The sequence below is a fragment of the Bradyrhizobium sp. LVM 105 genome, from assembly GCF_003957705.1.
Taxonomy (GTDB): Bacteria; Pseudomonadota; Alphaproteobacteria; order Rhizobiales; family Xanthobacteraceae; genus Bradyrhizobium; species Bradyrhizobium frederickii.
This window is the reverse complement of sequence record NZ_QZMV01000009.1, coordinates 21,085-45,328: the sequence shown is the minus strand read 5'-3', so window position 1 is coordinate 45,328 and position 24,244 is coordinate 21,085. Positions and strand designations below refer to the sequence as shown.

Below are 24,244 nucleotides of genomic sequence, written 5' to 3'. Positions count from 1 at the left end.
GCAAACCGCCGAAAGGCTGCGCATGAGTCTCAACGCGCTCGGCCTCATGGAAGCTGCGGCCGGCATCCGCGACGGCCGGCTCAGTTCCGCGGAGCTCGTCGGCGACTGCCTCAAGCGCATCGACGAGGTCGATCGCGATATCCAGGCGTGGGCATTTCTTGATCGCGACCACGCGATGCGGCAGGCCGAGGCTGCTGACGATCATCGTAAGCACGGCAAGGCTATAGGCCCGCTGCATGGCGTGCCCGTGGGCATCAAGGACATCTTCGACACCGGCGACATGCCGACGGAATTCGGATCGGAGCTTTGGGCCGGACGCACGCCGCGGCGCGATGCGGCGGCTGTGGCGCGTCTGCGGGCGGCCGGCGCTGTAATCCTCGGCAAGACGGTGACCACCGAGTACGCGTACTACAATCCGGGCAAGACCCGAAATCCGCACAACCCGGATCACACGCCCGGCGGATCGTCCTCCGGCTCCGCCGCGGCCGTCGCGGCGCTGATGGTGCCAGGTGCTGTCGGCTCGCAGACCAACGGCTCGGTGATCCGTCCTGCCGCCTTCTGCGGCGTGGTCGGTTTCAAGCCCTCGCATGGCCTCATTCCGCGCAGCGGCGCGCTCGAATTGTCGCGCACGCTCGACCATGTCGGCGTGTTCGGGCGCAGCGTGGAGGACGTGGCCCTGCTGTCCGAGGTCATGGTCGACTTCGACCGGGAGGATTTGGACACGCGGCCTGTTGCGCGCCCGCCATTCTCTGCGGTAGCGGCGAGCGAGCCGCCGTTGCCGCCGCGATTTGCCTTCGTGCGCTCTCCGGTCTGGGATCAGGCCGAGCCAGTGGCCCGTGAGGCCTTTGCTGAGCTCATCGAGGCTTTGGGCGAGGCGTGCAGCGAAGTCGAGCTTGGGCCGAGCTTCGATAGAGCCGTCGATATGCACCGTATCATCATGGAAGTTGATATGGCGCACAATCTGCGGCGCGACTACCAGCGAGGCGGCGACAAGCTGAGCACGCCTCTACGCCAGGCGATCGAGCGGGGCCGCGCGCATCTCGCGGTGGATTACTGCAGCGCTCTGGCCGGGATTGCGCCGCTCAACCAGGCTCTGGACCACATTTTCGACGAATACGACGCCGTCCTGACGCCTGCGGCGCCGGGTGCGGCTCCCGGCATTGAAACGACCGGCAACCCGGTTTTCTGCACGCTCTGGACCTATCTCGGCGTACCCGCCATCAGCCTGCCATTGATGCGTTCGGAAGCCGGCCTTCCGCTGGGCGTCCAGCTCGTCGGCCGCCGCAGCAACGATGCCCGCCTCTTGCGCACGGCGTGCTGGCTCGTCAAGAATATCGGGCGCACTCGCGGCAGCGCTCGGCGCAACGTCCCAAGCGCCGGCACGAACGCGGCTCCCCGCGCGGAGAAAAGGAAAGTGCGATGACCAATCTGATCACCGGACTCATCGGCCTCGCGCTTATGATGACATTTCTTGGGTTTCTGGTGGTTTGGATCAAGGCCATTCCGCTCATCGTCATTGTGGTTGGCGTGGTGATTCTGGCGGTGGTCGATTTCGTCCAGTCACTGCAGACGACGAACGGCACGCCTCGCTGAGCGCCGGCGCAAAATCGTTCTCGCGCGGCAACATCAGGCCAGATGGCACGCCACGAAGTGCCCGCCCGCCCCCTCCTTCAACACCGGCGCGCTCTCCGCACAACGCGGTTGGGCGATCGGGCAGCGGGTGTGGAAGTGACAGCCCGACGGCGGCTTCATCGGGCTCGGCACGTCGCCCTTGAGGCGGATGCGCTCGCGCTTCAGCTTGGGATCGGGCACCGGCACCGCCGACAACAGCGCCCTGGTGTAGGGATGCTGCGGATTGCGGTAGAGATCGCTCGCCTTCGCCAGCTCCACGATGCGTCCGAGATACATCACCGCGACACGATCGGAGATGTGCTCGACCACCGAGAGGTCGTGCGCGACGAAGAGATAGGTGAGGTTCAGCTCAGCCTGGAGGTCTTCCAGCAGATTGATCACCTGGGCCTGGATCGACACGTCGAGCGCCGATACCGGCTCGTCGCAGACGATCAGCTTCGGCTCGACCGCGAGCGCCCGCGCGATCACGATGCGCTGGCGCTGGCCGCCGGAGAATTCGTGCGGATAGCGCCGCATGTGCTCGGCCTTGAGCCCCACCTTGACCAGCAGGCTGGCGACGCGCTCCTCGCGCTCCTTTGCCGAGGATCCGAGCTTGTGGATGATCAGCGCCTCGCTGAGAATCGCACCGACCGTCATGCGCGGATTGAGCGAGGCGAACGGGTCCTGGAACACCAGCTGCATGTTGCGCCGCATCGCGCGCAGATCATTGCCGCTGAGCTGACGCACGTCCTGGCCGTCGAAGGTGACCTCGCCGTCGGTCGGCTCGATCAGGCGCAGCACGCAGCGACCCGTGGTCGACTTGCCGCAACCGGATTCGCCGACGAGACCGAGCGTCTCGCCGCGGTTGACCGAGAACGACACGCCGTCGACCGCATAGACGGTGCCGACCTGGCGCGACAACAGGCCGCCGAGCACGGGGAAGTGTTTCTTCAGGCCGCTGACGCGGAGCAAGGGTTCGCTCATGACGCAGCTCCCACGCTCATATCTCCCAAGTGACAGGCCATGCGATGACCGGGCGCGATCTCGCGCAGCAGCGGCTCCTTCTCGGTGCAGACGTTCATGGCGAACTTGCAGCGCGGCGCGAAGCGGCAGCCGACCGGCGGATTGATCAGGATCGGCACCGAGCCGCCGATCGCCTCCAGCCGCGTCTTGTGCTCGCTGTCGAGATCGATGCGCGGAATCGAACGGATCAGGCCCTGGGTATAGGGATGGCGGGGATCGCCGAACAGATCGTCTACGGGAGCTTCCTCGACCACCTTGCCGGCATACATCACGACGACGCGCTGCGCGGTTTCGGCGACGACGCCCATGGCATGGGTGATCAGCATCACCGCCATGCCGAAACGCTCCTTCATGTCCTGGAGCAAATCGAGGATCTGGGCCTGGATGGTGACGTCGAGCGCCGTGGTGGGCTCGTCGGCGATGATCAGCTTCGGCTTGCAGGCGAGTGCCATTGCGATCATCACGCGCTGGCGCATGCCGCCCGAGAACTGATGCGGATAATTGTGCACGCGGCCCTCCGCGTTCGGGATCTGCACCAGCTTCAGCATCTCGATGGTGCGCTCGAGCGCCTGCTTCCTGGTCAGCGCTTCGTGCCGGCGCAGGCTTTCGGCGATCTGCTCGCCGATGGTGAGCACCGGGTTGAGCGAGGTCATCGGCTCCTGGAAGATGAAGCCGATCTCCTTGGCCCTGATCTCGTCGAGCTGATTGCTGGTCAGCGGCACCAGATCGCGGCCCTCGAAGATGATCTGGCCTGCCGCGATCCGCCCCGGCGGCATCGCGATCAGCTTCAGGATCGACATCGCGGTGACGGTCTTGCCGCAGCCGGACTCGCCGACGACGCAGAGCGTCTCGCCGCGGTTGATGGAGATATCGACGCCGTCGACGGCCTGGAGGATGCCGTCGTCGGTGGAGAAGTGGGTTTTCAGGCCCTTGATCTCGAGCAGCGGCGCCATCAGATCACCCGTCGCGCATCGAGCGCGTCACGCAGACCGTCGCCGATGAAGTTGATGGCGACCACCGCGATGAAGATCGCGCCGCCCGGAAACAGCGCCCAGTGCGGGCCGATGTCGAGAAAGTCCTTGGCGTCGTACAGCAGCCGGCCCCAGGTCGGGGTGTCCGGCGGGAAGCCGAGGCCGAGGAAAGATAGGGTCGATTCCGCGATGATCGCGGCGGCGACGTCGATGGTGCCGGCGATGATCACGGGGCCGAGCGCATTGGGCAGGATGTGCCGCACCACCTGCCGCACCGGGCTGGCGCCGAGCGCGCGTGCAGCCTCGACGAACTCCTTCTCGCGGATCGACAGGAACTGCGCGCGCACGAGCCGCGCCACCGGCATCCAGCGCAGGCCTCCGATCACGAGCACGATCAGGATGAAGATGCCGCCCTCGGGTCCGAACGTCTGCTTCAGCCCGTCGCGGAACAGATAGATCAGCAGCAGCAGCAACGGCAGTTGCGGCAGCGACAGGAACAGGTCGGTCAGCCACATCAGGCCGTGACCGAGCGCACCACGCGACATGCCGGCGAGCGCGCCGATCAGCACGCCGACCAGGACCGAGACCAGCATGGCGGCGAGACCGACCGCGAGCGAGATGCGTCCGCCATAGATCATGCGGGCCAGGATGTCCTGCCCCAGATCGTCGGTGCCGAAGGGATGGGCCAGCGAGGGCCCCTGCATGCCCGCAACGATATCGATGTCGTCGATCTTGACGCGCCAGACGAAGGGACCGAGCACCACTGCCAGGATCAGAATGAGGAGCAGCACCGCACTCACCACCGCAAGCTTGTGCCGGCTATAGCGCCGCCACGTCTCGCGCCAGGGCGAGTAGACGCGCCGCTCAGCGGAAGGAGATGCGAGGGTCAAGCCAGCCATAAAGCACGTCCGCGATGAGGTTGAACAGCACGACGAGGCACGCGAAGACGAAGGTGACGGCCATCACCACCGGCGTGTCGTTGGAAAGAATGGAAGAGATCAGCAGCGAGCCGATGCCGGGGATTCGGAAGATCTGCTCGGTGACGATCGCGCCGCCGAACACCGCCGGCATCTGCAAGGCGATCAGCGTCACGACCGGGATCATGGCGTTGCGCATGACGTGCTTGACGATGACCTTGGCCTGGCCGAGGCCCTTGGCGCGCGCCGTGGTGACATAATCAAGACGGATCACGTCGAGCATCGCCGAGCGCACGAAGCGCGTCATCGACGCCGCCTGGAACAGGCCGAGCACCGCCACCGGCATGATCGCCTGCCGAATCATTTCCAGCACCCAGCGGATGCCGGTCGCCTTGATGTCGGTGGTATAGACGAACGGCAGCCAGTCCAGCGTGATCGAGAAGATCAGGATGAACAGAATGCCGGTGAAGAAGGTCGGAAGCGAGAAACCGACGAAGGCGAGCGTGTTCGCGACCTGATCGAACAGCGAATAGGGCTTCGTCGCGGCGTAGACGCCGACGGGAATCGCGATCAGCAGCGCCAGGAGCTGCGCCGAGCCGATCACGTAGAGCGTGGCCGGCAGGCGCTGGAGGATCAGCTGGTCGACGTCCATCCGGCTGACGAAGGAGAAACCCCAGTCGCCGTGCAGCATGGCGTTGAGCCAGTGCAGGTAACGGAGATAGATCGGATCATCGAGACCGAACTTGGCCCGAAGCGATGCCGCCACTTCCGGCGGCACGTTCGGATTGGTCGTCAGCTCCGAAAAGGGATCGCCCGGGGCAAGCGCCAGCACCACGAACAGCACCAGCGAAATGCCCAGCAGGCTCGGAACGGCGATCAACAGGCGACGCAAGACATACTGACTCATGGGGAAAATCCCGTCTATGTCTGCGCGATCATTCCTCCCGGTACCAATCGAACAGGTTGTCGGTTTCGTTCGCCCAGCCGCTGATGATGCAACGCAGGTTATTGGCCGCAGCTTCCACCTTGAGGCGGTGCTGCACCGGAATGAACACGGTGTCGCGGATCAGCAGATCATTGGCCTTGATGTAGAGCGAGGCACGCTTGACCGGATCCATCTCGCCTTCCGCGGCCTCGATGGTCTGGTCATACTCCTTGTTGACGTAACGCGGGAAATTCTGGCCCTGCCATTTGTTCTCCTTGGTCGCCACGTTCGCCGAAACGTATCGGCGCATGTGCTGCGAGGGATCCGGCTGACTCATCGGGATCTGGAACATCTGCATATCGGCGTAGAACTTCGGATAGGTATCGGGATTGCCGACGTCGGATGAGAAGAACACGGTGGCGACCACCGATTTCAGCTCGACTTCGATGCCCGCCTTCTGGCAGGCCTGCTTGACGATGGCCTGGGTCTTCTGGCGCGGTCCGTTGATCGAGGTCTGGTAGAGCAGCTTCAGCTTCTTGCCGTCCTTCTCGCGGATGCCGTCCGCGCCCGGCTTCCAGCCGGCGTCATCCAGAATCTTGCTGGCCTTTTCGATGCTGAACTCCCAGCTCGTGTTCTTGGACACGAACTTTTCGGGGCCATTGAGAAAGTTGGCCGTCGTGCGGCCGGCGCGGCCGTAGATCGCCTTCTTGACGGACTCGCGGTCGACCAGCAGCGACAGCGCCTTGCGCACGGCGGGGTCGGAGAACAGCGGATGCTTGGTCTTGAGCGACGAGCGTTCACCGTCGACCTCCGTGTTGGGATCGGTCGAGTTCAGCGCGATGAATTCGGTGTCGCCGCCGACGGCGTAGATCGCCTTGCCCTTGCCGCCCTTCTCAAGCCGCAGAAGGACGTCGTCTTCCACCTGGATGTTGTATCCGAAGTCATATTCGCCGGTCTGGATCACCGCGCGCGCCGCTGAGACGGCATCGCCGCCGCCCTTCATCTCGAGGGTATCGAAATAGGGGCGGTTGGGCATGTGGTAGTCGGGATTGAGCACCCCGCGGACGAGATCGCCCGGCTTGAACTCGACGAACTTATAGGGGCCGGTGCCGACCGGCGCCAGATTGTTCGGTGCCTCGCGGGATTTGCTGCCCTTGTAATCCGCAAAGAGATGCTTGGGGATGATGCAGTTCGGAGCGCCGACGAAAGCCTCGGCCCAGAACGGCGTCGGCTTGGGGAAGTTGATGCGCACGGTGAGATCGTCGATCTTTTCGACGACGATGTCGCGGTGAACGCCGATGGTGATCGCGGAGGTCGCCGGGTCCTTGGCGTATTCCCAGTTGAACACCACGTCATCGGCCGTGAACGGCTTGCCGTCATGCCATTTCACGCCGGGCTTCAGCTTCCACGTCACCGACTTGCCGTCGGCGGCGAGCAGGCCGTTCTGGATCGACGGGATCTCCGCCGCCAGCACCAGCTTCATGTTGCCGTCCGGATCCCAGCAGGCGAGCGGTTCGTAGAACAGGCGCGAGCCGTCCTGGTCCTTGGTGCCGGTGGCGAAATGCGGATTGAGCAAGGTCGGTCCCTGCCACCACAACAGCTTCAGGGCACCGCCGCCGCCGCGCTTGGTCGGCTTGTAGGTCGAGGCGCCCTCGGCCATGGCGACGCCGCCGAGCGCGAGGATCTGATTGGCCAGAGGGGCGGTGAGACCGACCGCGGCCATGCGCTTGATGAAGGCGCGGCGATCCATCCGCCCATCCTTCACCTGGCCGATCATCGAACGCAGTTCTTTATCCAGCATGGTTGTCCCCCGTCTGGTTCCCATCGTGACGAAGACGGCCGACAGAGGCGGCCGCCCAAATAGCTGGCAGTAGATGGCACACTGAATGGGGGGCGCGTCAACTGGGACCGTGTGTATGCAAACGGTCTTCTGGCTGTCTGTTGGGCAAAACTGCGTTCCGCAGCCCATCCGTGCGGCAATCCAGCATCAAAACACGCTGGATTGCTCGCTGCACTGCGGAAAATTTGTTCGTCCGATCAGACGAAGTATCGAGGCAAAATTCTACGCGATGGACATGTCGAGCGGCGGCTCGACGTGATCCGGCAGCGGACAGACATACGGTGTTCTCGCCGTCCGCTTCTTCAGGTCGGCCTTGGCCGCCTTGATCAGTTCCGGATCCGTCAGCGCCTTGATGCCGAGATCGGCCATCGCCTTGGCCGCCTGCACCATGGCCTTGTGGGCATGCGGGCTCTTGCCCTGCGCCACCACCTGCCAGGTGTGGAAAGGCGTGCCGATCGCAACCGTGGGGGCGTGAACCTGCACGGTCGGCACCACCCAGCTGACGTCGCCGACGTCGGTCGAACCGACCAGCGGGTTACGCTTGGCATCGAGCGGCACCAGGAAGTCGGCCAGCGGCCGATCGGTCGGCTCCATGCCGATCGCGTAATAGACCGACGCAATGTCCTTGTCGCTCAGCGTCGCGCGGATCTGGCCGGCAAAGCTCTTGTCAGCATCATCGAAATGCGGCGGTCCGAGCTCTTCCATGACCCGGTGCAGCGCCTGCTCCAGCGGCGCGTTCGGCAGGATGTTGGAGACTGCGGAGATGATCTTCATCTCCACCTTGGTTTCGGTCATCAGCGCCGCGCCTTGCGCGATCTTGGACACGCGCTCGACCAGCTCGTTCATGCCGGGCAGATCACGGGCGCGGATCGAATAGCGCACCCGCGCGTGGGCCTGCACCACGTTCGGCGCGATGCCGCCGGTATCGAGCAGCGCGTAGTGCACGCGCGCGTCGCTCGGCATGTGCTCGCGCATGTAGTTCACGCCGACATTCATCAATTCCACCGCGTCGAGCGCGGAACGGCCGAGATGCGGCGAGGCCGCGGCATGCGAGGTCCGGCCGGTGAAGATGAAGTCCGCGCGCGTGTTGGCGAGCGACGGCGTCACCGCGACCTCCCAGAAGCTGTGCGGATGCCAGGTGATGGCGATGTCGGCGTCCTCGAACGCGCCGGAGCGCACCATGAACGCCTTGGCCGCGCCGCCTTCTTCAGCCGGGCAGCCATAATAACGCACGCGACCGGGCACCTTGTTCTCGGTGAGCCAGTCCTTCACCGCGGTCGCGGCGAGCAGCGCGGCGGAACCGAGCAGGTTGTGACCACAGCCATGGCCGTGCCCGCCAGCTTCGACCGGACGATGTTCGGCGACACCCGCTTCCTGGCTGAGGCCGGGCAGCGCGTCATATTCTCCCATGAAGGCGATGACCGGACCGCCCTCGCCCCACTCGCCCATCACCGCGGTCGGAATGCCGGCGACGTTCTCGGTGACGCGGAAACCCTGATGACGCAGCTCGGCGAGATGCTCGGCGGCGGACCGCGCCTCGGTGTAGCACACCTCGGGCATGCCCCAGACCCTGTCGCTGAGGTCGATGAAACGCGCCTTGATCGTGTCGACGCCACGCCAGATGTCGCTGCGGTTATCCATGCTTCGATCCGTGATCCCTTGGTCAAACGAAGCGGCAATGGTTAGCAGCTTCATTGCACGGCGCCTAGCACCGCGCCGGACACCAGCCATGCGGCGCATGCCGGATTGAGGGGGCCCCCCGCCGCCGGCGCGCGAGGTGCCTTTGTGCCTTTCGAAGATTTCACGCGGCGCTCTCGCGAATAGTTGGGAACGAGGCTTTCAAGACGCCCTCTCCCGGCCTAAATTGTCCATGCATCGTGCGTCGTTCCGCCAGCACGGCAGCGATGTTCTCAGCCAGGAGAAACTCCATGTCCACCCTGACCGAATGGAGAGTGCCGCCGGCCAATCAGCCGCGTGCGAGCGACTACGGTTTCGACCTCGACCGCGCACTTGGATCCATCGTCGGCCTGCACGCCATCATCCCGCCGGACGCCTTCAGCGCCGAGACGCTGGGCACCGAACGCGCCGGCAACGGCGTCGTGATCGACGACGGCCTGGTGCTCACAATCGGCTATCTCATCACCGAGGCGGAATCGGTGTGGCTGCACCGCGCCGACGGACGCGTGGTCGAGGGTCATGCGCTCGGCTTCGATTCCGAGACCGGCTTCGGCCTGGTGCAGGCGCTCGGTGAGCTTGACGTCGAGCCCCTGCCGCTCGGCAACTCGGCAGACACCCGGATCGGCGACCGCGTCGTGGTCGGCGGCGCCGGCGGCCGCACGCGCTCGGTCGCGAGCCAGATCGTGGCCAAGCAGGAATTCGCCGGCTATTGGGAATATCTGCTGGATGAAGCCATCTTCACCTATCCCGCGCACCCGAACTGGGGCGGCACCGCACTGCTCAACGAGCGCGGCGAGTTGATCGGCATCGGCTCGCTTCAGCTGGAGCGTGAGCGCGGCGGCAAGGCCGAGCACGTCAACATGATCGTCCCGATCGACCTGTTGAAGCCGATCCTGGAGGACTTGCGCAAGTTCGGCCGCGTCAACAAGCCGGCGCGGCCCTGGCTCGGGCTCTACTCGACCGAGATCGACAATCGCGTGGTGGTGATCGGAATCTCCGCCAACGGTCCGGCCGCGCGCGCCGAGCTCAAGGCCGGCGACGTCATCCTCGCCGTCGACGGCGACAAGGTCACCGGCCAGACCGCGTTCTACAAGAAGATGTGGGCGCTCGGCGCCGCCGGCGTCGACGTGCCGCTCACCGTGCACCACGAAGGCGTCACCTTCGACGTCACGGTGGCCTCGACCGACCGCTTCAAGCTGCTGAAGGCGCCGAAGCTGCATTGACTTTCCCTTGAAGGAAGCCGCGATGAGCGAGGCCGTGATCGACGACATCGTGGCCGTGCTGCCGCCGCTGCTCAATGCGCTGGAGGCGCTCGGGTTCTTCGCCCGGCATCTGCATCCGCCGGCCTTTGCGTCCGTGATGAACGCGGTCGGCGCACCGGACGAGGCGCTGCGGACGGCACGGGCTTCGACCGGAGATTGGCCGGACCAGTTCGCCGGCCTGCGCGTGCGGCTCGATACGGCCTGCGACGAGACGCTCGCCGCCTTTGCCGGCATCCGCGAGGTCGAGCGCGGCAACGGCGATCTCGTCGCGGTGTTCCGCGCGTTGCGCCATCTGCCGCGCGCACAGGAGGCGCTTTATCCGCTGGCGGTGCAGTTTCCGCCGGTGAGCAACTTCTTCCTCAACGCCGCCAATCGCGACAATGCGGACGTGCTGTCTCGGCTCGAAGCCGGCGCAAGCGAAGATACCGGCATCTTCCACAATCACAACGAACCCGGCAGCCGCGGCGGCTTCTCGGTCTACGTGCCCGAATATTACACACGAGATCGCGCCATGCCGCTGGTGATGGCGCTGCATGGCGGCAGCGGCAACGGACGCGGCTTCCTGTGGAGCTGGCTGCGCGACGCCCGCAGCTGTGGTGCCATCCTGGTGGCGCCGACCGCGACCGGCACGACCTGGGCGCTGATGGGGGATGATGCCGACACGCCCAATCTCATGCGTATCCTGGAGACCGTGCGCAGCCGCTGGGCCGTCGACGCTTCGCGCATGCTGCTGACCGGCATGAGCGACGGCGGCACCTTCTGTTACGTGAGCGGGCTCGACGGTGCCTCGCCCTTCACCCATCTGGCGCCGGTGTCCGCAACCTTCCACCCGCTGATGGCGGAGATGGCGAACGCCACGCGCCTGCAGGGGCTGCCGATCTTCATCACTCACGGCAAGCTCGACTGGATGTTTCCGGTGCAGACCGCGCGCCAGACGCAAGCGGCGCTCGCAGCCGCCGGCGCTGACGTCACCTATCGCGAGATCGACGATCTCAGCCACACCTATCCGCGCGAGATCAACGCGGAGCTGGTGCAGTGGCTGAATGCGGGATGAACGACCTCTCCTTATCCGCGCCGCAGTGCTGAGGGAACCATCTGACCGGGCCGACGTTATCGCCCGTCACCGGAGGTTCGCCATGCAGACTTTTTTCGGAATGATTTTGGGCGCGCTGCTGCTCGCGGGCGGCGTCTATGTCTATGATTCCATGCAGACGTCCTCTGTCGCCAATGGCCAGGTCGCGGTCACTAATCGCACCATCGTGAACTGGGACGTCGCCAAGGCGGATTGGGATGCGCTGCGCGATCGTGCGCACAAGGACTGGGTCCGGATCTCGTCGAAGTAACGCAGCATCATGAACAGGGCGCCGTCGTGAACGCCACGGCGGCGCCTTTGTGTTGGTTGCGATCAACGCTGCGCGTCAGTTCATCTTGGCCTTGCGGGCATCGGCGATGACCTGCTCGAACTCGGCCATGCTGAGCACGCCCGGCACGCGGTACTTGCCGACGATGAAGGACGGGGTGCCGCGAAAGCCGAAGGCTTCGGCCTGATCATTGTTGCGCTTGAGCAGCGCATCGATGTCGCTGCCACGGCCGGCAAGATCGCGTTTCAGCCGGTCCATGTCGACGCCGGCCGACGCCAGCAACTCGTTGATGCGCGGCTCGGTCAGGCGCGAGCTGACGCCGATCAGGGCGTCATGGGCCTGGTGATACTTGTCCTGGAATTTCGCCGCGAGCGCGGACCGCGCCGCCGTGACCGAGACCGGCCCAAGGATCGGCCAGTCCTTCAGCACCAGCCGCACCTTGCCGTCGTCCTGGACCACCTGGCGCAGCTCGGGCTCGACCTTGCGGCAATAGGGGCAGTTGTAATCGGACCATTCGACGATGGTGATGTTGCCATTGGGATTGCCGGCGACGGGCGTGTCGGGGTCGCGCAGCACCTTGGCCTCGGTCAGCACCTCGTCGTCACCGGCGGCTGCCAGTGCCGGGGTGATGTGGCCTGCCGCGAGGGCGCCCGCTCCGATCAGCGTCAGCGCCGCGCGCCGCGTCGGCACAAGGCCCTTATTTCCAGATCCAGCCATATCTCGTCCCGTTCGGTTCCATCTTCCCGAATACGGTCGGGACCGGGAATTGTTACTGGTCATATAGAGTGTCGCGGCGGCGATGTCATCGCACCAGCCGCGTGAATGCGCGGAAGCATCGCCATCAATGTTCCGGTCATTGTGGCGATCAGCGTGGTCGTGCCCTCATGCTCGGCAAACGCTTTGGCCTCGCAGAAGGTCAGCGTGCGGCCGGACTTGACGACCTCAGCCTTGAAGACGAAGCGCTCGCCCCGGGCCGGCGCAAGCAGCGTGGTCTTGAACTCGACGGTGAGGATGTCCGCCTCGCGCGGCATCAAGGAGAAGGCGGCAACGCCGCAGGCGTTGTCCAGCCCGGCGGTGATGATGCCGGCATGGACAAAGCCGTTCTGCTGGGTGAAAGCCGCCGAATGCAGCATCGCCAGCTCGACCTCGCCCGGTGCGAGGCGGACGATCACGATGCCGAGCGTGTGCATCGCCGGCTGGCGATCGAACAAGGCGATGGACGCCGCCCGATAGCCCGGGTTCTTCGGCTCGAACGCAGCCATGGCTCAGGCCTCGGCCCGCTCGGCGAGACGCCCCAAGGCGATCTCGCGGACGGCATCGGCGCAAGGCGCCGATTTTCGCTGGCTTCGGTCCATGTGCACGCTCCCCCTGCCTTTGTGAGTTTCTGGCCTTGATACGGTAGCGTATCAAGCGCGCGACGGGGTAGCAATACGGCACCGTATCAAAGATCCGGGAGACTTCCTTCATGAGCGACGGCAAGGGCGATGTCTGGGTCGAGGCGGGGTTTGCCGAGCTCGCCCGCGCGGGGGTCGAGGGTGTCAGGGTCGAGGTGCTCGCCAAGAATCTCGGCGTCACCAAGGGCGGCTTCTACCGCCGCTTCGCCGACCGCGCGGCACTGCTCGATGCCATGCTGCAACGCTGGCGCGAGGGGCGCGCGGCGTCGATCGCGCAGCAGACGCGCCTCGATGGTCAGACGCCCCGCGAACGGCTGAAGGCCGTGATCCAGCTCTATTCGGAGCGGCTCAATCCGGAAGCCATGGCGATCGAGCTCGCGATCCGGCAATGGGCCCGCTCGGACGAGAACGCCGCGGAGGCAGTGGCCGGCGTCGACACCGCGCGGCTCAAGCACGTCGCCGAGCTCTATTGCGCCACCGGGCTCGCGGCCGAGGAGGCCGAGGCGCAGGCCTTCCTGTTCTACTGCTTCATCTTCGGCCAGAGCCTCTTGTTCGTCGAGCGCGGCCCGCGCAAGCGGTCGCAGCTGGTGGCGAAGTCGGCCGAGAAGCTGCTGGACTAAAGCATGATCCGGAAAAGTGCGCAGCGGTTTTCCGAAAGATCATGCTCAAACAATAACCTAAAGCGCGATGACGATTCTTCCTCATCTCATCGCGCTTTAGACGAAGAGGCCGGAGCGTCGCCCCGGCCTCGGCATCACGTCCAGGCTCAGGCGGCGCCCTTCAGCTTCTTGGTGCATTCGCTGTAATAGCCGCCGCCCTTCTGGATCCACTTCAAGCCGCCATTGCCGTTGGTGGTCTTGTTGGCATTGTACTGGTCGACGCAGGTGTGCAGGCGCGCCTTGCCGGGGGTCTCCTTGGCATATTTCGGATCGACCGCGTTCGGATAGATGGCGGGACCGGCCGGCAAGGTCGGCGCGGCGGCAGGGGCCGCCTCCTTCTTCGCCTGCTTCGGCTCGGCGGGAGCCGCGGGAGCGGCGGGCGCAGCCGCGGTCGGCGCAGCGGCCGGCGTCGCATCCGCGCCGCACTGGGCCTTGCGGAAATCATTCCACTTCATGGTGCCGAGCGAGCCGTCCTTCTTGGCCGCCTGGTATTTCGCGCTGCACTCCTGCGCGGTCAGCGCCTGCGCCGGCGCCGACAGCGTGAGCGCGGCAAATCCCGACAGAGCAATCGCGCACAGCAATTTCGATTGGATGGTCATCCCTGGGTCTCCTCGTTGAACTGCCCCCGATGGGGCAGTGAAATAACAATTGCTATCCTAGCGTGCCGGCCATCTGCGACAAGAACGCGACGGCGTTTGCTGCCAAAATATAGTGAGCGCCTTGTTCGGATTATTCATGTCGCGTTCAGCAAGGCGAGCCGACGTTCGCAACCCTCGCAATCTCGCAAGATGAGTGCAACACCATGACCCTCGCCTCTCGCCTCGCCGCAATCGCCCTCGCCTCCCTGCTCGTCACCGGCACCGCCTTCGCGCAGACCGCCGCGCCGGCCGCCAAGACCGACGCGAAGACCGATGCCGCGGCTACGAAGACAACGAAGGAGCGCACGGCCGAGTCGATCGAATGCTCCAAGCAGGCGGACGCCAAGGGGCTGAAGGGCAAGGAGCGCAAGAAATTCCGTCGCGAGTGCAAGAAGGAAGCGAGGGCCGGCGCCGCCGCGCCCGCCGCCCCGGCCGCCGCCCCGGCCGCCGCCCCGGCCGCCGCCGACAAGAAATAATCCCCTCGCGTCCTCCTCTCGTGTCCGCGAGAGGCGCACGCATTGCGGCATGACGAGCCTGCAATTGTGCGCCTCGTGCTGATTTGCGATAAGGCGGCGTGAAGCAGATCACCGCCTCCCTGCCGTTCGAGTGGCCGAGCCGTGCCAGGCTCCTGAGCACGGCGGAGACGCTCGTCATCGGCACCGCCGGAGGCCTCGTGTTTCTCCTCGCCGGGCTTCCCGGCGGGCTGATCTCGGGCTCGATGATCGCGGTCGCGATCGCCGCCATCGCCGGCCGCCAATTGTCGCTGCCGCCGCTCCTGACCCAGATCGTGCTGGTGCTGCTCGGCATCTCGCTGGGCTCGGTGGTCTCGCGCCATCTGCTGCAGCAGGTCAGCGCCTATCCTCTCACCATCGGGCTGCTCGCGCTCGCGACCTTCTGCTCCACCTTCGGCTCGAGCTATTACCTCCAGCGCATCCACGGCTGGGACCGCACCTCGGCCTTGCTGGCCGGCAGCCCCGGCGCGCTGTCGCAGATCACGATTCTGGCCGTCGAGCGCGGCGCCGACCTGCCGGGCATCGCGGTGGTGCAGACCATGCGCGTCATCATCCTCACCGCGGCGCTGCCGATGGTGCTCGCGATCGCGGGCGTGGTCCCCTCCGCCGCGCCGTCGCTGACGACGACGACGATCGCTTCGCCGCTCGACCTCGTGGAGCTGGCCGCGGCCTCGCTGGCCATGGCGCTGGTGTTGCGGCTGATCAAGTTTCCCGCGAGCTGGATGTTCGGCGCCATGCTCGCCTCCAGCGCGCTGCATGGCGCCGGCTGGGTCGAGGGCGGCCTGCCGGACTGGGTGCGCGGCGTGGCGCTGGTCGGCATCGGCGCGCTGATCGGCAGCCGTTTCGCGCGGATGCGGATCAAGACGCTCGCCGGCCACATCAACGCGGCGCTGGGCTCGTTTGCCGTGGCCATCGCCGTCTCCGCCATTTTCGTCGGCATCGTCGCGCTCACCACGCAGGTCAAGTTCTCCGACATCGTGGTCGCCTTCGCGCCGGGCGCGATGGACGCCATGCTGGCGCTGGCGCTGACGTTGCACATCGACCCGATCTTCGTCGGCGCCCATCATTTGTCGCGCTTCGTGTTCGTGACCATCGCAACGCCGGGCATCGTGCATCTGTTCGGGCGCACGCAGGACGACGTGGACGATTAGCAGAGCGCCGCTCTTGTAGGGTGGGCAAAGGCGCACTTGCGCCGTGCCCACGATCTCTCTCAATCGTTAATGGCGGTGGGCACAGCGCGCGAAGAGCGCGCCTTTGCCCACCCTACGGCAACTACGAACGCTTCGCCGTCGCCACAAATCCCCACGCGGCGATCGCGGCCATCAGCAGCGAGATCAGCACGTTGTAGCCGGCGAGCGAGAGGCCGAGGAAGCGCCACTGCACCTCGTCGCAGCGCACCACCTTCACGGTGTCGAGCCGTGAAAAGAGATCGCCGGCATTGCCGAGATTGACGACGGGACCGCTGCAATCGGTCGGCCCCTTCCAAAAACCCCACTCGACGCCGGAATGGTAGGCGCCGAGGCCGGCATTGGCGAGCGTCGCCAGCGCGAGGATCGCGAGCCCCGCCAGCAGCAGCGGCCGCGGCGCGCGATTCTTCGCCGCAAAAGCCGTGAGCGCACCGAGCGGAATCGCGAGGTAATAGGCGTAGCGCTGCTCCAGGCAGAGCGGACAGGGCAGGATTTCCAGCACGAGCTGGAAGAACCAGGCGCCCGCAATGGTCGCAGCCGCGATCAGCGTGACGAGCAGTGAGGCCATCAGCGCGGGGCTCGCGGCCCCCGGCCTGAATGCAGGTATTGCGGCACTCCGGGTGGTCACGGCGGCCTCGTTCGGATGGGTCGTGGCCTAGCCTCTAGCCCCGGTCCAGGCAGCTGTCGAGAACGGCAGACATCACTTTGGCGCGGGTTGACCCCGCTTTGTCCATGGCTATAGTCCGCCGGCTTCGCGACGCTCCCCTCAAGGGCCGACCGAGGGCCCCTGTGGCGGAACTGGTAGACGCGCTCGACTCAAAATCGAGTTCCGCAAGGAGTGCTGGTTCGATTCCGGCCAGGGGCACCACGCTTCGCCCTTCGGGCTTCGCATGGCGCGGCCACGCAAAGCTGAAAGGCGATTGGTGTTCCGGGGCGTCCTGGCCCGTAGACGGGCTCTCTCCGCCAGACTCAAGCAGCAAGACACGCTTCTACGCTCTCGCGGCGCTGACGCCCGAGCTTTGGACTTCTCGCGACGCCCCTTGCTTGGAAAGGGCGCAGGGAAGGCCGGGCGCCGGCTGGCACCCACGGTCCGCTGTGCGCAGATTGCGCGAAGACAGATGCACAGCGGCATACAGGGCAGCCCGGACATCCCGGCCTTTCCCTGCGCAGTGGTTTGACGGCTTATGGCGCGCTCTCCCCGGGGAGCGATGCACTATTGCCCCCGTCGTCCTGCGGATGATCGGTGCGCGCGCCCGGTCGGGCCGCTTCACCACCGCAAGCCTTGACGCACAGACCCCGGGCGTCAGGACCACACGCTTTTGCCGTACGCTGGAACCGCACCGGTCGTGTGTGCGCCGGTCAACCGCTCACGGGCCAAGCCCGCCCTGCAATTGCCGCCGCGCCGATGCGCTCCACGTCCACCGCCACCCGGCCCGCGTATCGTGACGATCGCGAAACGCCCCTTATCCATGGGCCGGGATGGCGCAAAGCTACGATATTTCCGAATTTCGGTCAAGCAGAATTTCCGAGGCCGATGCGACGAGAGCGGTCAGACAGGCCTCGCTCCGACTCCTCGCAATGACGGGGAGGACAGATTACGCTCCCCGGAGGCGTTCGACTTCGCCGCGCCACCCTATATTCTCTCGCAACGGACCTGATGCAGCGGACAGTTTGATGGCCAGGAGACGCACGACGGACGCCGACGACCTTCCCCGCTATTTCGTCTGGGTGCGGGGGCTCGAGGGACCCGAGCCGCAGAAATGGATGACGATGGATTTCGGCGTCAGTGACTGGAAGCGGCCGCTCGTGCTGGCGTACCTCGAGTTGCCAGAAGACGAACGGCACCTGTCGCTGTCGATTTTGGCCCGGCGCTATCCGCCGCCGCGGGTTGATCTTTCGTGAGGCGGCGAGGATGCGCACTCCGCCGCGGAGGCGGAGTCACTCCAAACCGAGAAAGTAGCGCCACTCGGTGCCCATATTGTCGTCGGTAACGAGGGCTTGGCCGGTGGTAGCCTCCAGCAGCTGCGGACATGGTTCGATCGTGGGGCCATCCTGACGGAAGTCGGCTATCAGTGCATCGAGCCGAGCGCGATCAGCGTCATCGGAAGCAAATTCGGGTTTGCCGTCGATGCTGTAAGTTTCCAGCGTTCGTCGCCAGCGATCATGATCCCACGCGATCGGGGTCTGCGACAGGACCATATGGTTCAAGAACCGGGCGCCGTGGGAAAATACGGTGCAGCCTGTGCGCTGCGCTCGCCGCGAATTGGTGGTGTTGTAGAAGAAAATTCCGCCGGGCTTCAGGTGTTGCTGCACAAGGCCAAGGAATTCCGACGAAAGCAGATTGGTGATGTTGGCGCGGAAATGCCACGTCGTGTTGGAGACTACCGCATCGAAACGTGCGTCGGGATGGTGCCGGAGCCAACGGCGTCCGTCGTCCTCGACGATCCTGATCTTGGGATTGTTCAGGATCGACCTGACATCCTCGTGCTTTGCGATCAACTCGAGATATCCGCGATTGATCTCGACGATCGTGAGCGATTCCACGTCGGGATTGTTGGCGATGACCTGAGCCCATGAACCGGATGAGAGACCGATCATCAGCACCTGTCGCGGTGCGGGGTGGAAGAGACTGAGCGCATACGGCCGGATGATGCCATTGCGATCGGACTTCAGGTCCGTGTTGAAGCGGCCGTCATACATGCCGTTGCCGAAGACGGTGCCGTCGGCATCGACAGTGATGATGCCGCTATGGTTCTCGACAATATGCGGGAAATCGTGATCAGCGAGCGTCTTTCCCTGCAGATTCTCCAGCAGCCGTTGGCTCAACAAGGCGCTTGCGCCGAGGCCGAAGACGAGAACAGCGATGGCAAGATAACCAAGACGATTGCGCTCCTGCGCCGTGGTCTGGCCAAGCGCAATCAATGCAAGCGCGGCCATCGTGCCACCGACGAGCAGCATCGCCGCGATCTGTCTGATCCCAAGATAGTCCGTCAGCACGAAGCCGGTGAGGATCGCCCCGCTGGCGCAGCCCGCGATGTTGGCGAAATACAGCAGCGCCGTCCGCTGACCGACTTGTTCGTCGGTCGCGATACCGAATTGCGAAAGATAGGGGAGCAGCGCACCCCACTGCCGCGCGATCAGGTAGGTGATCGCGACGGCGATGCCGATCACGCCGGCGCCGACCCATGCCAATTGTGCCATCAACGGAAGGAACATCGCGCCGAACACATTGGCCCAGATCAGATCGCGCGCGGCTTGGCGCAACGCATCTTGCGGCGCGAGCGTCCTGCAGGACTGTCCGGCCTTTCGAGCGCCGACCGCGATTCCTGTCAAGAAAGCATAGAGCGTCATCGCAAATGCCAGCGAACTCGATCCCGAGGCAAACGACATCACGCGGAACAGGTAGATCTCGTAGGACAACGAGATGAACCCACCCGTCATTGCGAGCAGGACGACAGGACCCATGCCAAGGATTGGCTGGGTGTCGGGAGCCTTGGTCGACGTCTGGGAGTCCGGGCTCGCGCCGGGACCAGAGAGGATGTGCGCCGCGATCGCACCGGCGCCGACCGCGAGATTGATTCCAGCCGCAATCGTGACGGCCTCATGCATGCCGAGAAAAGGGAAGATCAGGGTGGCGCATACAAGGCACGCGGCGCCGGCGCCGAGCGTATTGACAAAATAGAGTGTGCCGACGGCGTCGCCGATCTGGCCGGTCATTCGTGCCAGATATGAGACCAGGATCGGCAGCGTTGCGCCCATCAGAAGGGTCGGCAGCAGCACCAGGACGAGGTTGATTGCGGCAAGGGCGGGCAGCGGCAGGTCTGCCACCATAGCGCCCACCTGCTCGAAGATCTGGAGTGAGGCCAATCCAAATGCGGCGGTAGCAAGCTCGATCACTCCGAGCAGCAACAACGGCTTGACGTTGGTGCGTCGGGATATCCAGCCGCCACACAGGCTGCCAAGCCCGAGCCCGAGCATGAAGGCGGTCACGATGATCGTGACTGATTCCGAATTGACGCCGAAGATCCGGAACAGGCTTCGTTGCCAGGTCAGTTGATAGATCAGCGCCGGGAAACCGGAAAAGAAGAAGAGGATGCAGAGAACGCGGACGCGGGGCGCGGCGAATCTCTGCGCTGGCGCATCCGCGGGCAACTCGACAGCCGTCATTTCAATGGATCCCTTCTCCCACGCTCCCGCAACCTGCAAGAGAAAGGTAAGTAAAGGTTGCGGTTGGTCGGCTGAACGAGGCTGGATTGACGGCCCAATCCGGCAACTCGGTGCGCAGGGTTAAGCCATGATGAACAGCTGATCAGAACGCCCACTTTGGTACGTGTACCAGCGGTCGATCGCGGACACCGAAGGTCAGCTCCCGGCCCTTCGCTGCTGCTAATGCGGTGCCGCGACGGGGCCGTTCAGAGGGGCAGACCGGACGTTCGCGGCCGAGCGCCAGACCGACGGTTTTGGCCCCATAGCGGACGCATATGCTCAGCTCCGCGTGGCGGCTTCATGGTTCAATGATCTTGTCGCGAACAGCGATCATCACAGCTTGGGTGCGGGTCGCTGCATCAAGCTTTCGACAAATATTCTTGATGTGTTCCTTGACTGTTCGGCTGCTGATGTGAAGCACCACGCCGATCTCCCAGCTTGACTTGCCATTGGCGGCCAATGTCAGGATTTCCCGTTCACGCGATGTCAGGCTTGCTTGGTGCTGGGCGGGCGAGCCATGAAGTTTGAGGCTTCGGTCAAATGCATAGATCGCCATGAGGTGCAGGGCTGGCAATTGGTCCTGCGGCAGATCGAGCGTCCGACCTCCGAACCATACCTGACCCATCCGGCCTGCAGGCGAGACTACCGGGATCACGAAGCCATCGAGCATGCCGAAGTCGCGGGCACTCTGCACCACCTCGACGGCGCGCGGCTCGCGCTCGGCATCATAGGGCGCTTCCCTGAACCATCGAAATGGCCGCATCGTCGTCTTGCAGTAGCGAAGAGCCGGATCGTCGTATACGTATTTCCTTTCGTGGTAGAGATCTAGAAACCCGGCCGGTAGTCGCTCAGCAAGCACGCCCTCCTGGCGGCGCTCAATCGATATCGGGACGACAAAGGTGCAGCAGAAATAGTCGCAGCCATGCTGGCTCAACACCGAACCTAGCGCATCCATAATCTCGCCGGTCGAGGAAACGCGCTGGATGTTCTCAACGAACTCGAACGCGTTACGGCGGATATTAGCGACACGCCGATCCATCTGGCTTCCCTTCTGAACGCGTCCGACCTACACCTAAGGTCGGCAAGTATAGGCCGTTGCAAGTCGAGCGGGTAGGTCAGTACGCTCACATCTCCGTCGCCCGCCCAGCGTCTGCCATTGGCCCAACCCTGACGTCCGACGAGCCGCCGCGATGGACCGACATCAGGGGCAGAGCTGACCCCTTCCACGCCCCGAGTGCAGCGCGAACCATGAGGGCGCGCGCTCGCCCGGGTGCAACCGACGCTCCGCGCTGCCCTCGCGACCGTGCCACTCCCGCCCCCATGATTATGGGTGTCACGGCATCCCCGCTGCGGCTAAACTTGCCCTTGCGCCGCGGGGGACACGCGGGTGCGGGACCATGATCATGACCGAACAGGGCGAGACGGGTGACATGATTACCATCCTCCTCGTCGAGGACGACGCGCCGACCTGCTGGCGGCTTCAGGATGCGCTGGTCAAGGCCGGCTACGAGGTGCGCAGCGCCGGCACGCTCGGCGAAGCCCGTGCCGCCCTCGCCGGCGGCGCGCCGCGCGTGCTGCTGACCGACCTGCGGCTGCCCGACGGCCACGGCATCGAGCTGATCCGCGAGATGAGGCAGCGCTTCCCCGACACCGAGATCATGGTGATCTCGGCCCTCGGCGACGAGGAAAGCGTGATCTCCGCGATCACGGTCGGCGCCACCGGCTATCTGCTCAAGGACGCCTTTCCCACCGACATCGCCACCACGGTGCGCGATCTGGTCGCCGGCCATTCGCCGATCTCGGCCTCGATCGCCCGCTTCATCGTGCGCAGAACCCAGGGCGCCGCGCAGAATTCGGCGGAGCCGCCGCCCGGCCCCGCGCTCAACACCGCCAGGCTGACACCGCGCGAGATCGACATCCTCTGGGGCATCGCCAAGGGCTTCAGCTATGCCGAGATCGCGAGCCATCTCGGCCTGTCCAGGCAGACCGTGCCCGGCCACATCAAGAACATCTACCGCAAGCTCGAGGTGCATACGCGCAGCGAGGCGGTGTTCGAGGCGGTGCAGCAGGGCCTGATCAAGCTGTGAGCGAGATCGCAGCCAAGGCACCTACGAAGGCACCGAAGGCAGCGGCCAAACCCGCGCGGCGCCGGCTGCTGGCCTCCCGCCTCGTGCCCTATCTGCTGCTCCAGGCCCTGATCGCGATCGTCACCATCCTCGGGCTTCGGCAGCTGCAGCCGAGCGATCCCGAAGACTTCGCAGTAAGCGATTTTTCGGCGCGGGAAGACGGCCTGATCCGCCCGGTGACGCTGCCGCATTTCACGTCGTCGCGCTACTCCCTGGCCGACCCGCCGTTCTACACCGGCGCCTTCACGTTCCCCGGCGCCGATGCCGCCTCGGGCTGGTCGGTCTATCTGCCGCGCTTCAGCAACGCGGTGGAGGTCGCCGTCAACGGCGTCGTCGTGCTCGACTCCCGGCGTGACGCCAATGCCAACCGGCCCGATCGCAACACGCCGCAGATCGCGGCCATTCCCGCTTCGCTGCTGCGCGAGGGCGGCAACGAGATCACGGTGCGGCTGTTCGTGTGGGGGCCGCTCAAGGGCTTTCTCGATACCGTCTATGTCGGCCCGGACGTCGCCTTGCGTCCGGCCTATGAGACGCGCACGCTGCTGTTCGTCACGCTGCCGGTGGTGTTCTCGGCCTGGCAGGCGATCCTCGCCGTCATCCTCGCAATCATGTGGCTGATGCGGCGTCATGAGCCGGTCTACGGCGTGCTGGCCGCGGCGATGGTGCTCGGCGTGGTGCAGGCGTTCGCACCGCCGCCGGTGCCGCCGGCCGCCACGTCGCGGCTCGCCGCCGTGCTGCTGGCCTCCGCGCCGATCGAGAGCGCGCTGATCGTCGTGTTCGGCGTGCTGTTCTTCGGCTGGCGCTGGCCGCGCTACGGCACGCTGCTGTTCGTGCCCGGAATCGTCGTGTTCGTGGTCGGGCTGATCGGGGGCCCGCCGCTGCCGCGCATCCTCTTCCTGGTGCTCGGCATTCCGACGGTCGGGCTTTGCCTGGTCCTGATGGCCTGCATCACGGCAACAGCGGTGGTGCGGCGGCAGGACGCGGCGAGCTTCACGATCGGATGCGCCGTCACCATCGTGCTGACCTGCTGGATCCAGGACATGCTCACGGTGCTCGAGATCGTGTCCAACGATCGCATCTTCGTCTCGCGCCTGTCCTATTCGGCAATGCTGGTCGCGATCGGGGCCGGGCTGACCTGGCGCTTCGCCCGCGCCTTGAACCAGGTCGACAGCTTTGCCGGCCAGCTCGTGACGCGGGTGCGCGAGGCCGAGGAACGGCTGAAGGCGAGCTTTGCCCGCGAGGAGGAGCGCGCCCGCGCCGCCGCGCTCGCCAACGAGCGCACGCGCCTGATGCGCGACCTGCATGACGGCCTCGGCGGCCAGCTCGTCAGCATCGTCGCGCTCTCCGAGCGTGGCCATGAGGGCGCGATGATCACCGATGCGGCCCGTGCCGCGTTGAAGGATCTGCGTCTCGTCATCGATTCCATGGACGACATCGGCGGCGACCTGATGCTCGCCCTCGGCTCCTGGCGCGAGCGCACGACGGCGCAATTGCGGCCGCACGACATCACGCTCGACTGGCGCGTGGCGACGCCGCAAGGCGTGCCGCTGCATCCGGAACTGCGGCCATGGCACGTCATCCAGATCGTGCGCATCCTCGACGAGGCCGTGACCAATGCGGTCAAGCATGCGCAGGCGCGCCGCATCGCGGTCACCATCGACACGTTCGACGCAGGCCGGGGGCCGTACGGCGTGATCAGCGTGACCGACGACGGCCACGGCTTCGCGCCGGCCGGCAATGGCGAGGCCGGTCGCAACGGCCAGACCGCGCGCGGCCTGCGCAACATGAAAAGCCGCGCCGCGCGCTGCGGTGCCGTGCTCGACCTGAGCTCGGATTCGTCCGGCACGCGCGTGCGGCTGCAATTGCCGCAGCGTTTTCCCGACAGCGACATGGCTGCGGGCTGAAAGGCCCCCTCCCCGAATGTGTGGGGCGCAC

At 65.3% G+C, this 24,244-nt stretch carries 23 protein-coding genes and 1 tRNA gene; 12 read left to right on the top strand and 12 right to left on the bottom strand.

Annotation, left to right across the window (positions count from 1 at the left end; all coding sequences use genetic code 11):
* Positions 1-22 precede the first annotated feature (22 nt).
* Positions 23-1,423 carry an amidase gene (locus D6B98_RS23850; protein WP_126259350.1) on the top strand — a complete coding sequence of 467 codons (1,401 nt, stop codon included), beginning with the start codon at positions 23-25 and terminating at the stop codon, positions 1,421-1,423.
* Positions 1,420-1,593 carry a hypothetical protein gene (locus tag D6B98_RS40080; protein ID WP_164718817.1) on the top strand — a complete coding sequence of 58 codons (174 nt, stop codon included), beginning with the start codon at positions 1,420-1,422 and terminating at the stop codon, positions 1,591-1,593. Before D6B98_RS23850 ends, D6B98_RS40080 begins: the two co-directional genes overlap by 4 nt.
* 33 nt (positions 1,594-1,626) lie before the next feature.
* Here D6B98_RS40080 and D6B98_RS23845 read toward each other — a convergent pair whose 3' ends face one another.
* From D6B98_RS23845 to D6B98_RS23820, 6 genes are all read right to left on the bottom strand, one after another.
* Entirely contained in the window at positions 1,627-2,595 is a 969-nt protein-coding gene (locus D6B98_RS23845; RefSeq protein WP_126259349.1) for an ABC transporter ATP-binding protein, read from the bottom strand.
* On the bottom strand, positions 2,592-3,587 hold the full coding sequence (locus D6B98_RS23840) for an ABC transporter ATP-binding protein (protein ID WP_126259348.1): 996 nt from the start codon (positions 3,585-3,587) through the stop codon (positions 2,592-2,594). Before D6B98_RS23840 ends, D6B98_RS23845 begins: the two co-directional genes overlap by 4 nt.
* Positions 3,587-4,504 carry an ABC transporter permease gene (locus D6B98_RS23835; RefSeq protein WP_126259347.1) on the bottom strand — a complete coding sequence of 306 codons (918 nt, stop codon included), beginning with the start codon at positions 4,502-4,504 and terminating at the stop codon, positions 3,587-3,589. Before D6B98_RS23835 ends, D6B98_RS23840 begins: the two co-directional genes overlap by 1 nt.
* On the bottom strand, positions 4,470-5,429 hold the full coding sequence (locus tag D6B98_RS23830; protein ID WP_126259346.1) for an ABC transporter permease: 960 nt from the start codon (positions 5,427-5,429) through the stop codon (positions 4,470-4,472). The genes D6B98_RS23835 and D6B98_RS23830 overlap by 35 nt, the downstream gene beginning before the upstream one ends.
* A 28-nt stretch (positions 5,430-5,457) precedes the next feature.
* Positions 5,458-7,248 carry a peptide ABC transporter substrate-binding protein gene (locus tag D6B98_RS23825; RefSeq protein ID WP_126259345.1) on the bottom strand — a complete coding sequence of 597 codons (1,791 nt, stop codon included), beginning with the start codon at positions 7,246-7,248 and terminating at the stop codon, positions 5,458-5,460.
* Between the two features lie 261 nt (positions 7,249-7,509).
* Positions 7,510-8,928, bottom strand: a complete 1,419-nt coding sequence (locus D6B98_RS23820) for a M20 family metallopeptidase (protein ID WP_164718816.1) — start codon at positions 8,926-8,928, stop codon at positions 7,510-7,512.
* A 287-nt stretch (positions 8,929-9,215) separates the two neighbouring features.
* Between D6B98_RS23820 and D6B98_RS23815 the strand changes: the two genes are divergently transcribed.
* The 3 genes from D6B98_RS23815 to D6B98_RS23805 all read left to right on the top strand — a co-directional run bounded on the left by D6B98_RS23815 (position 9,216) and on the right by D6B98_RS23805 (position 11,569).
* On the top strand, positions 9,216-10,187 hold the full coding sequence (locus tag D6B98_RS23815; RefSeq protein WP_126259343.1) for a S1C family serine protease: 972 nt from the start codon (positions 9,216-9,218) through the stop codon (positions 10,185-10,187).
* Positions 10,188-10,209: 22 nt separating this feature from the next.
* The gene (locus tag D6B98_RS23810; protein WP_126259342.1) at positions 10,210-11,280 is read left to right on the top strand and encodes a dienelactone hydrolase family protein; all 1,071 of its coding nucleotides are present in this window, start codon (positions 10,210-10,212) and stop codon (positions 11,278-11,280) included.
* 82 nt (positions 11,281-11,362) lie between these two features.
* Positions 11,363-11,569: a hypothetical protein gene (locus tag D6B98_RS23805; RefSeq protein WP_126259341.1), complete on the top strand. Its 207-nt coding sequence runs from the start codon at positions 11,363-11,365 to the stop codon at positions 11,567-11,569.
* Between the two features lie 75 nt (positions 11,570-11,644).
* Here the strand turns inward: D6B98_RS23805 and D6B98_RS23800 are convergent, their stop codons facing one another.
* Together D6B98_RS23800 and D6B98_RS23795 are read right to left on the bottom strand one after the other, a co-directional pair.
* Positions 11,645-12,304 (bottom strand): DsbA family protein, encoded by a 660-nt coding sequence (locus tag D6B98_RS23800; protein WP_126259340.1) that lies wholly within the window; start codon positions 12,302-12,304, stop codon positions 11,645-11,647.
* 59 nt (positions 12,305-12,363) lie between these two features.
* Positions 12,364-12,849 (bottom strand): PaaI family thioesterase, encoded by a 486-nt coding sequence (locus D6B98_RS23795; protein WP_126259339.1) that lies wholly within the window; start codon positions 12,847-12,849, stop codon positions 12,364-12,366.
* A gap of 203 nt (positions 12,850-13,052) precedes the next feature.
* On the opposite strand from D6B98_RS23795, the gene D6B98_RS23785 reads away from it, so the two are divergent.
* Positions 13,053-13,601, top strand: coding sequence for a TetR/AcrR family transcriptional regulator (locus D6B98_RS23785; RefSeq protein ID WP_126259338.1), 549 nt, complete (start codon positions 13,053-13,055; stop codon positions 13,599-13,601).
* A 146-nt stretch (positions 13,602-13,747) separates the two neighbouring features.
* Here the strand turns inward: D6B98_RS23785 and D6B98_RS23780 are convergent, their stop codons facing one another.
* On the bottom strand, positions 13,748-14,239 hold the full coding sequence (locus tag D6B98_RS23780; RefSeq protein WP_126259337.1) for a hypothetical protein: 492 nt from the start codon (positions 14,237-14,239) through the stop codon (positions 13,748-13,750).
* A 203-nt stretch (positions 14,240-14,442) separates the two neighbouring features.
* Between D6B98_RS23780 and D6B98_RS23775 the strand changes: the two genes are divergently transcribed.
* Both D6B98_RS23775 and D6B98_RS23770 read left to right on the top strand, forming a co-directional pair.
* Positions 14,443-14,754 (top strand): PsiF family protein, encoded by a 312-nt coding sequence (locus D6B98_RS23775; protein ID WP_126259336.1) that lies wholly within the window; start codon positions 14,443-14,445, stop codon positions 14,752-14,754.
* A 98-nt stretch (positions 14,755-14,852) separates the two neighbouring features.
* The gene (locus D6B98_RS23770) at positions 14,853-15,941 is read left to right on the top strand and encodes an AbrB family transcriptional regulator (RefSeq protein WP_126259335.1); all 1,089 of its coding nucleotides are present in this window, start codon (positions 14,853-14,855) and stop codon (positions 15,939-15,941) included.
* Between the two features lie 121 nt (positions 15,942-16,062).
* Here the strand turns inward: D6B98_RS23770 and D6B98_RS23765 are convergent, their stop codons facing one another.
* Positions 16,063-16,605 carry a disulfide bond formation protein B gene (locus tag D6B98_RS23765; RefSeq protein WP_126259334.1) on the bottom strand — a complete coding sequence of 181 codons (543 nt, stop codon included), beginning with the start codon at positions 16,603-16,605 and terminating at the stop codon, positions 16,063-16,065.
* A gap of 155 nt (positions 16,606-16,760) precedes the next feature.
* Here D6B98_RS23765 and D6B98_RS23760 point away from each other — a divergent pair.
* Positions 16,761-16,845 (top strand) — tRNA-Leu (locus tag D6B98_RS23760).
* Positions 16,846-17,651: 806 nt separating this feature from the next.
* Positions 17,652-17,879, top strand: coding sequence for a hypothetical protein (locus tag D6B98_RS23750; RefSeq protein ID WP_126259332.1), 228 nt, complete (start codon positions 17,652-17,654; stop codon positions 17,877-17,879).
* A 36-nt stretch (positions 17,880-17,915) separates the two neighbouring features.
* Here D6B98_RS23750 and D6B98_RS23745 read toward each other — a convergent pair whose 3' ends face one another.
* Both D6B98_RS23745 and D6B98_RS23740 read right to left on the bottom strand, forming a co-directional pair.
* The gene (locus D6B98_RS23745; RefSeq protein ID WP_126259331.1) at positions 17,916-20,144 is read right to left on the bottom strand and encodes a fused MFS/spermidine synthase; all 2,229 of its coding nucleotides are present in this window, start codon (positions 20,142-20,144) and stop codon (positions 17,916-17,918) included.
* Between the two features lie 337 nt (positions 20,145-20,481).
* Entirely contained in the window at positions 20,482-21,222 is a 741-nt protein-coding gene (locus D6B98_RS23740) for a LuxR family transcriptional regulator (protein ID WP_126259330.1), read from the bottom strand.
* Positions 21,223-21,586: 364 nt separating this feature from the next.
* Here D6B98_RS23740 and D6B98_RS23735 point away from each other — a divergent pair, with 364 nt between their 5' ends.
* Both D6B98_RS23735 and D6B98_RS23730 read left to right on the top strand, forming a co-directional pair.
* Positions 21,587-22,270, top strand: a complete 684-nt coding sequence (locus tag D6B98_RS23735; protein ID WP_164718843.1) for a response regulator transcription factor — start codon at positions 21,587-21,589, stop codon at positions 22,268-22,270.
* Positions 22,267-24,213 (top strand): sensor histidine kinase, encoded by a 1,947-nt coding sequence (locus D6B98_RS23730; RefSeq protein ID WP_126259328.1) that lies wholly within the window; start codon positions 22,267-22,269, stop codon positions 24,211-24,213. Before D6B98_RS23735 ends, D6B98_RS23730 begins: the two co-directional genes overlap by 4 nt.
* The last annotated feature ends 31 nt before the right edge of the window (positions 24,214-24,244 follow it).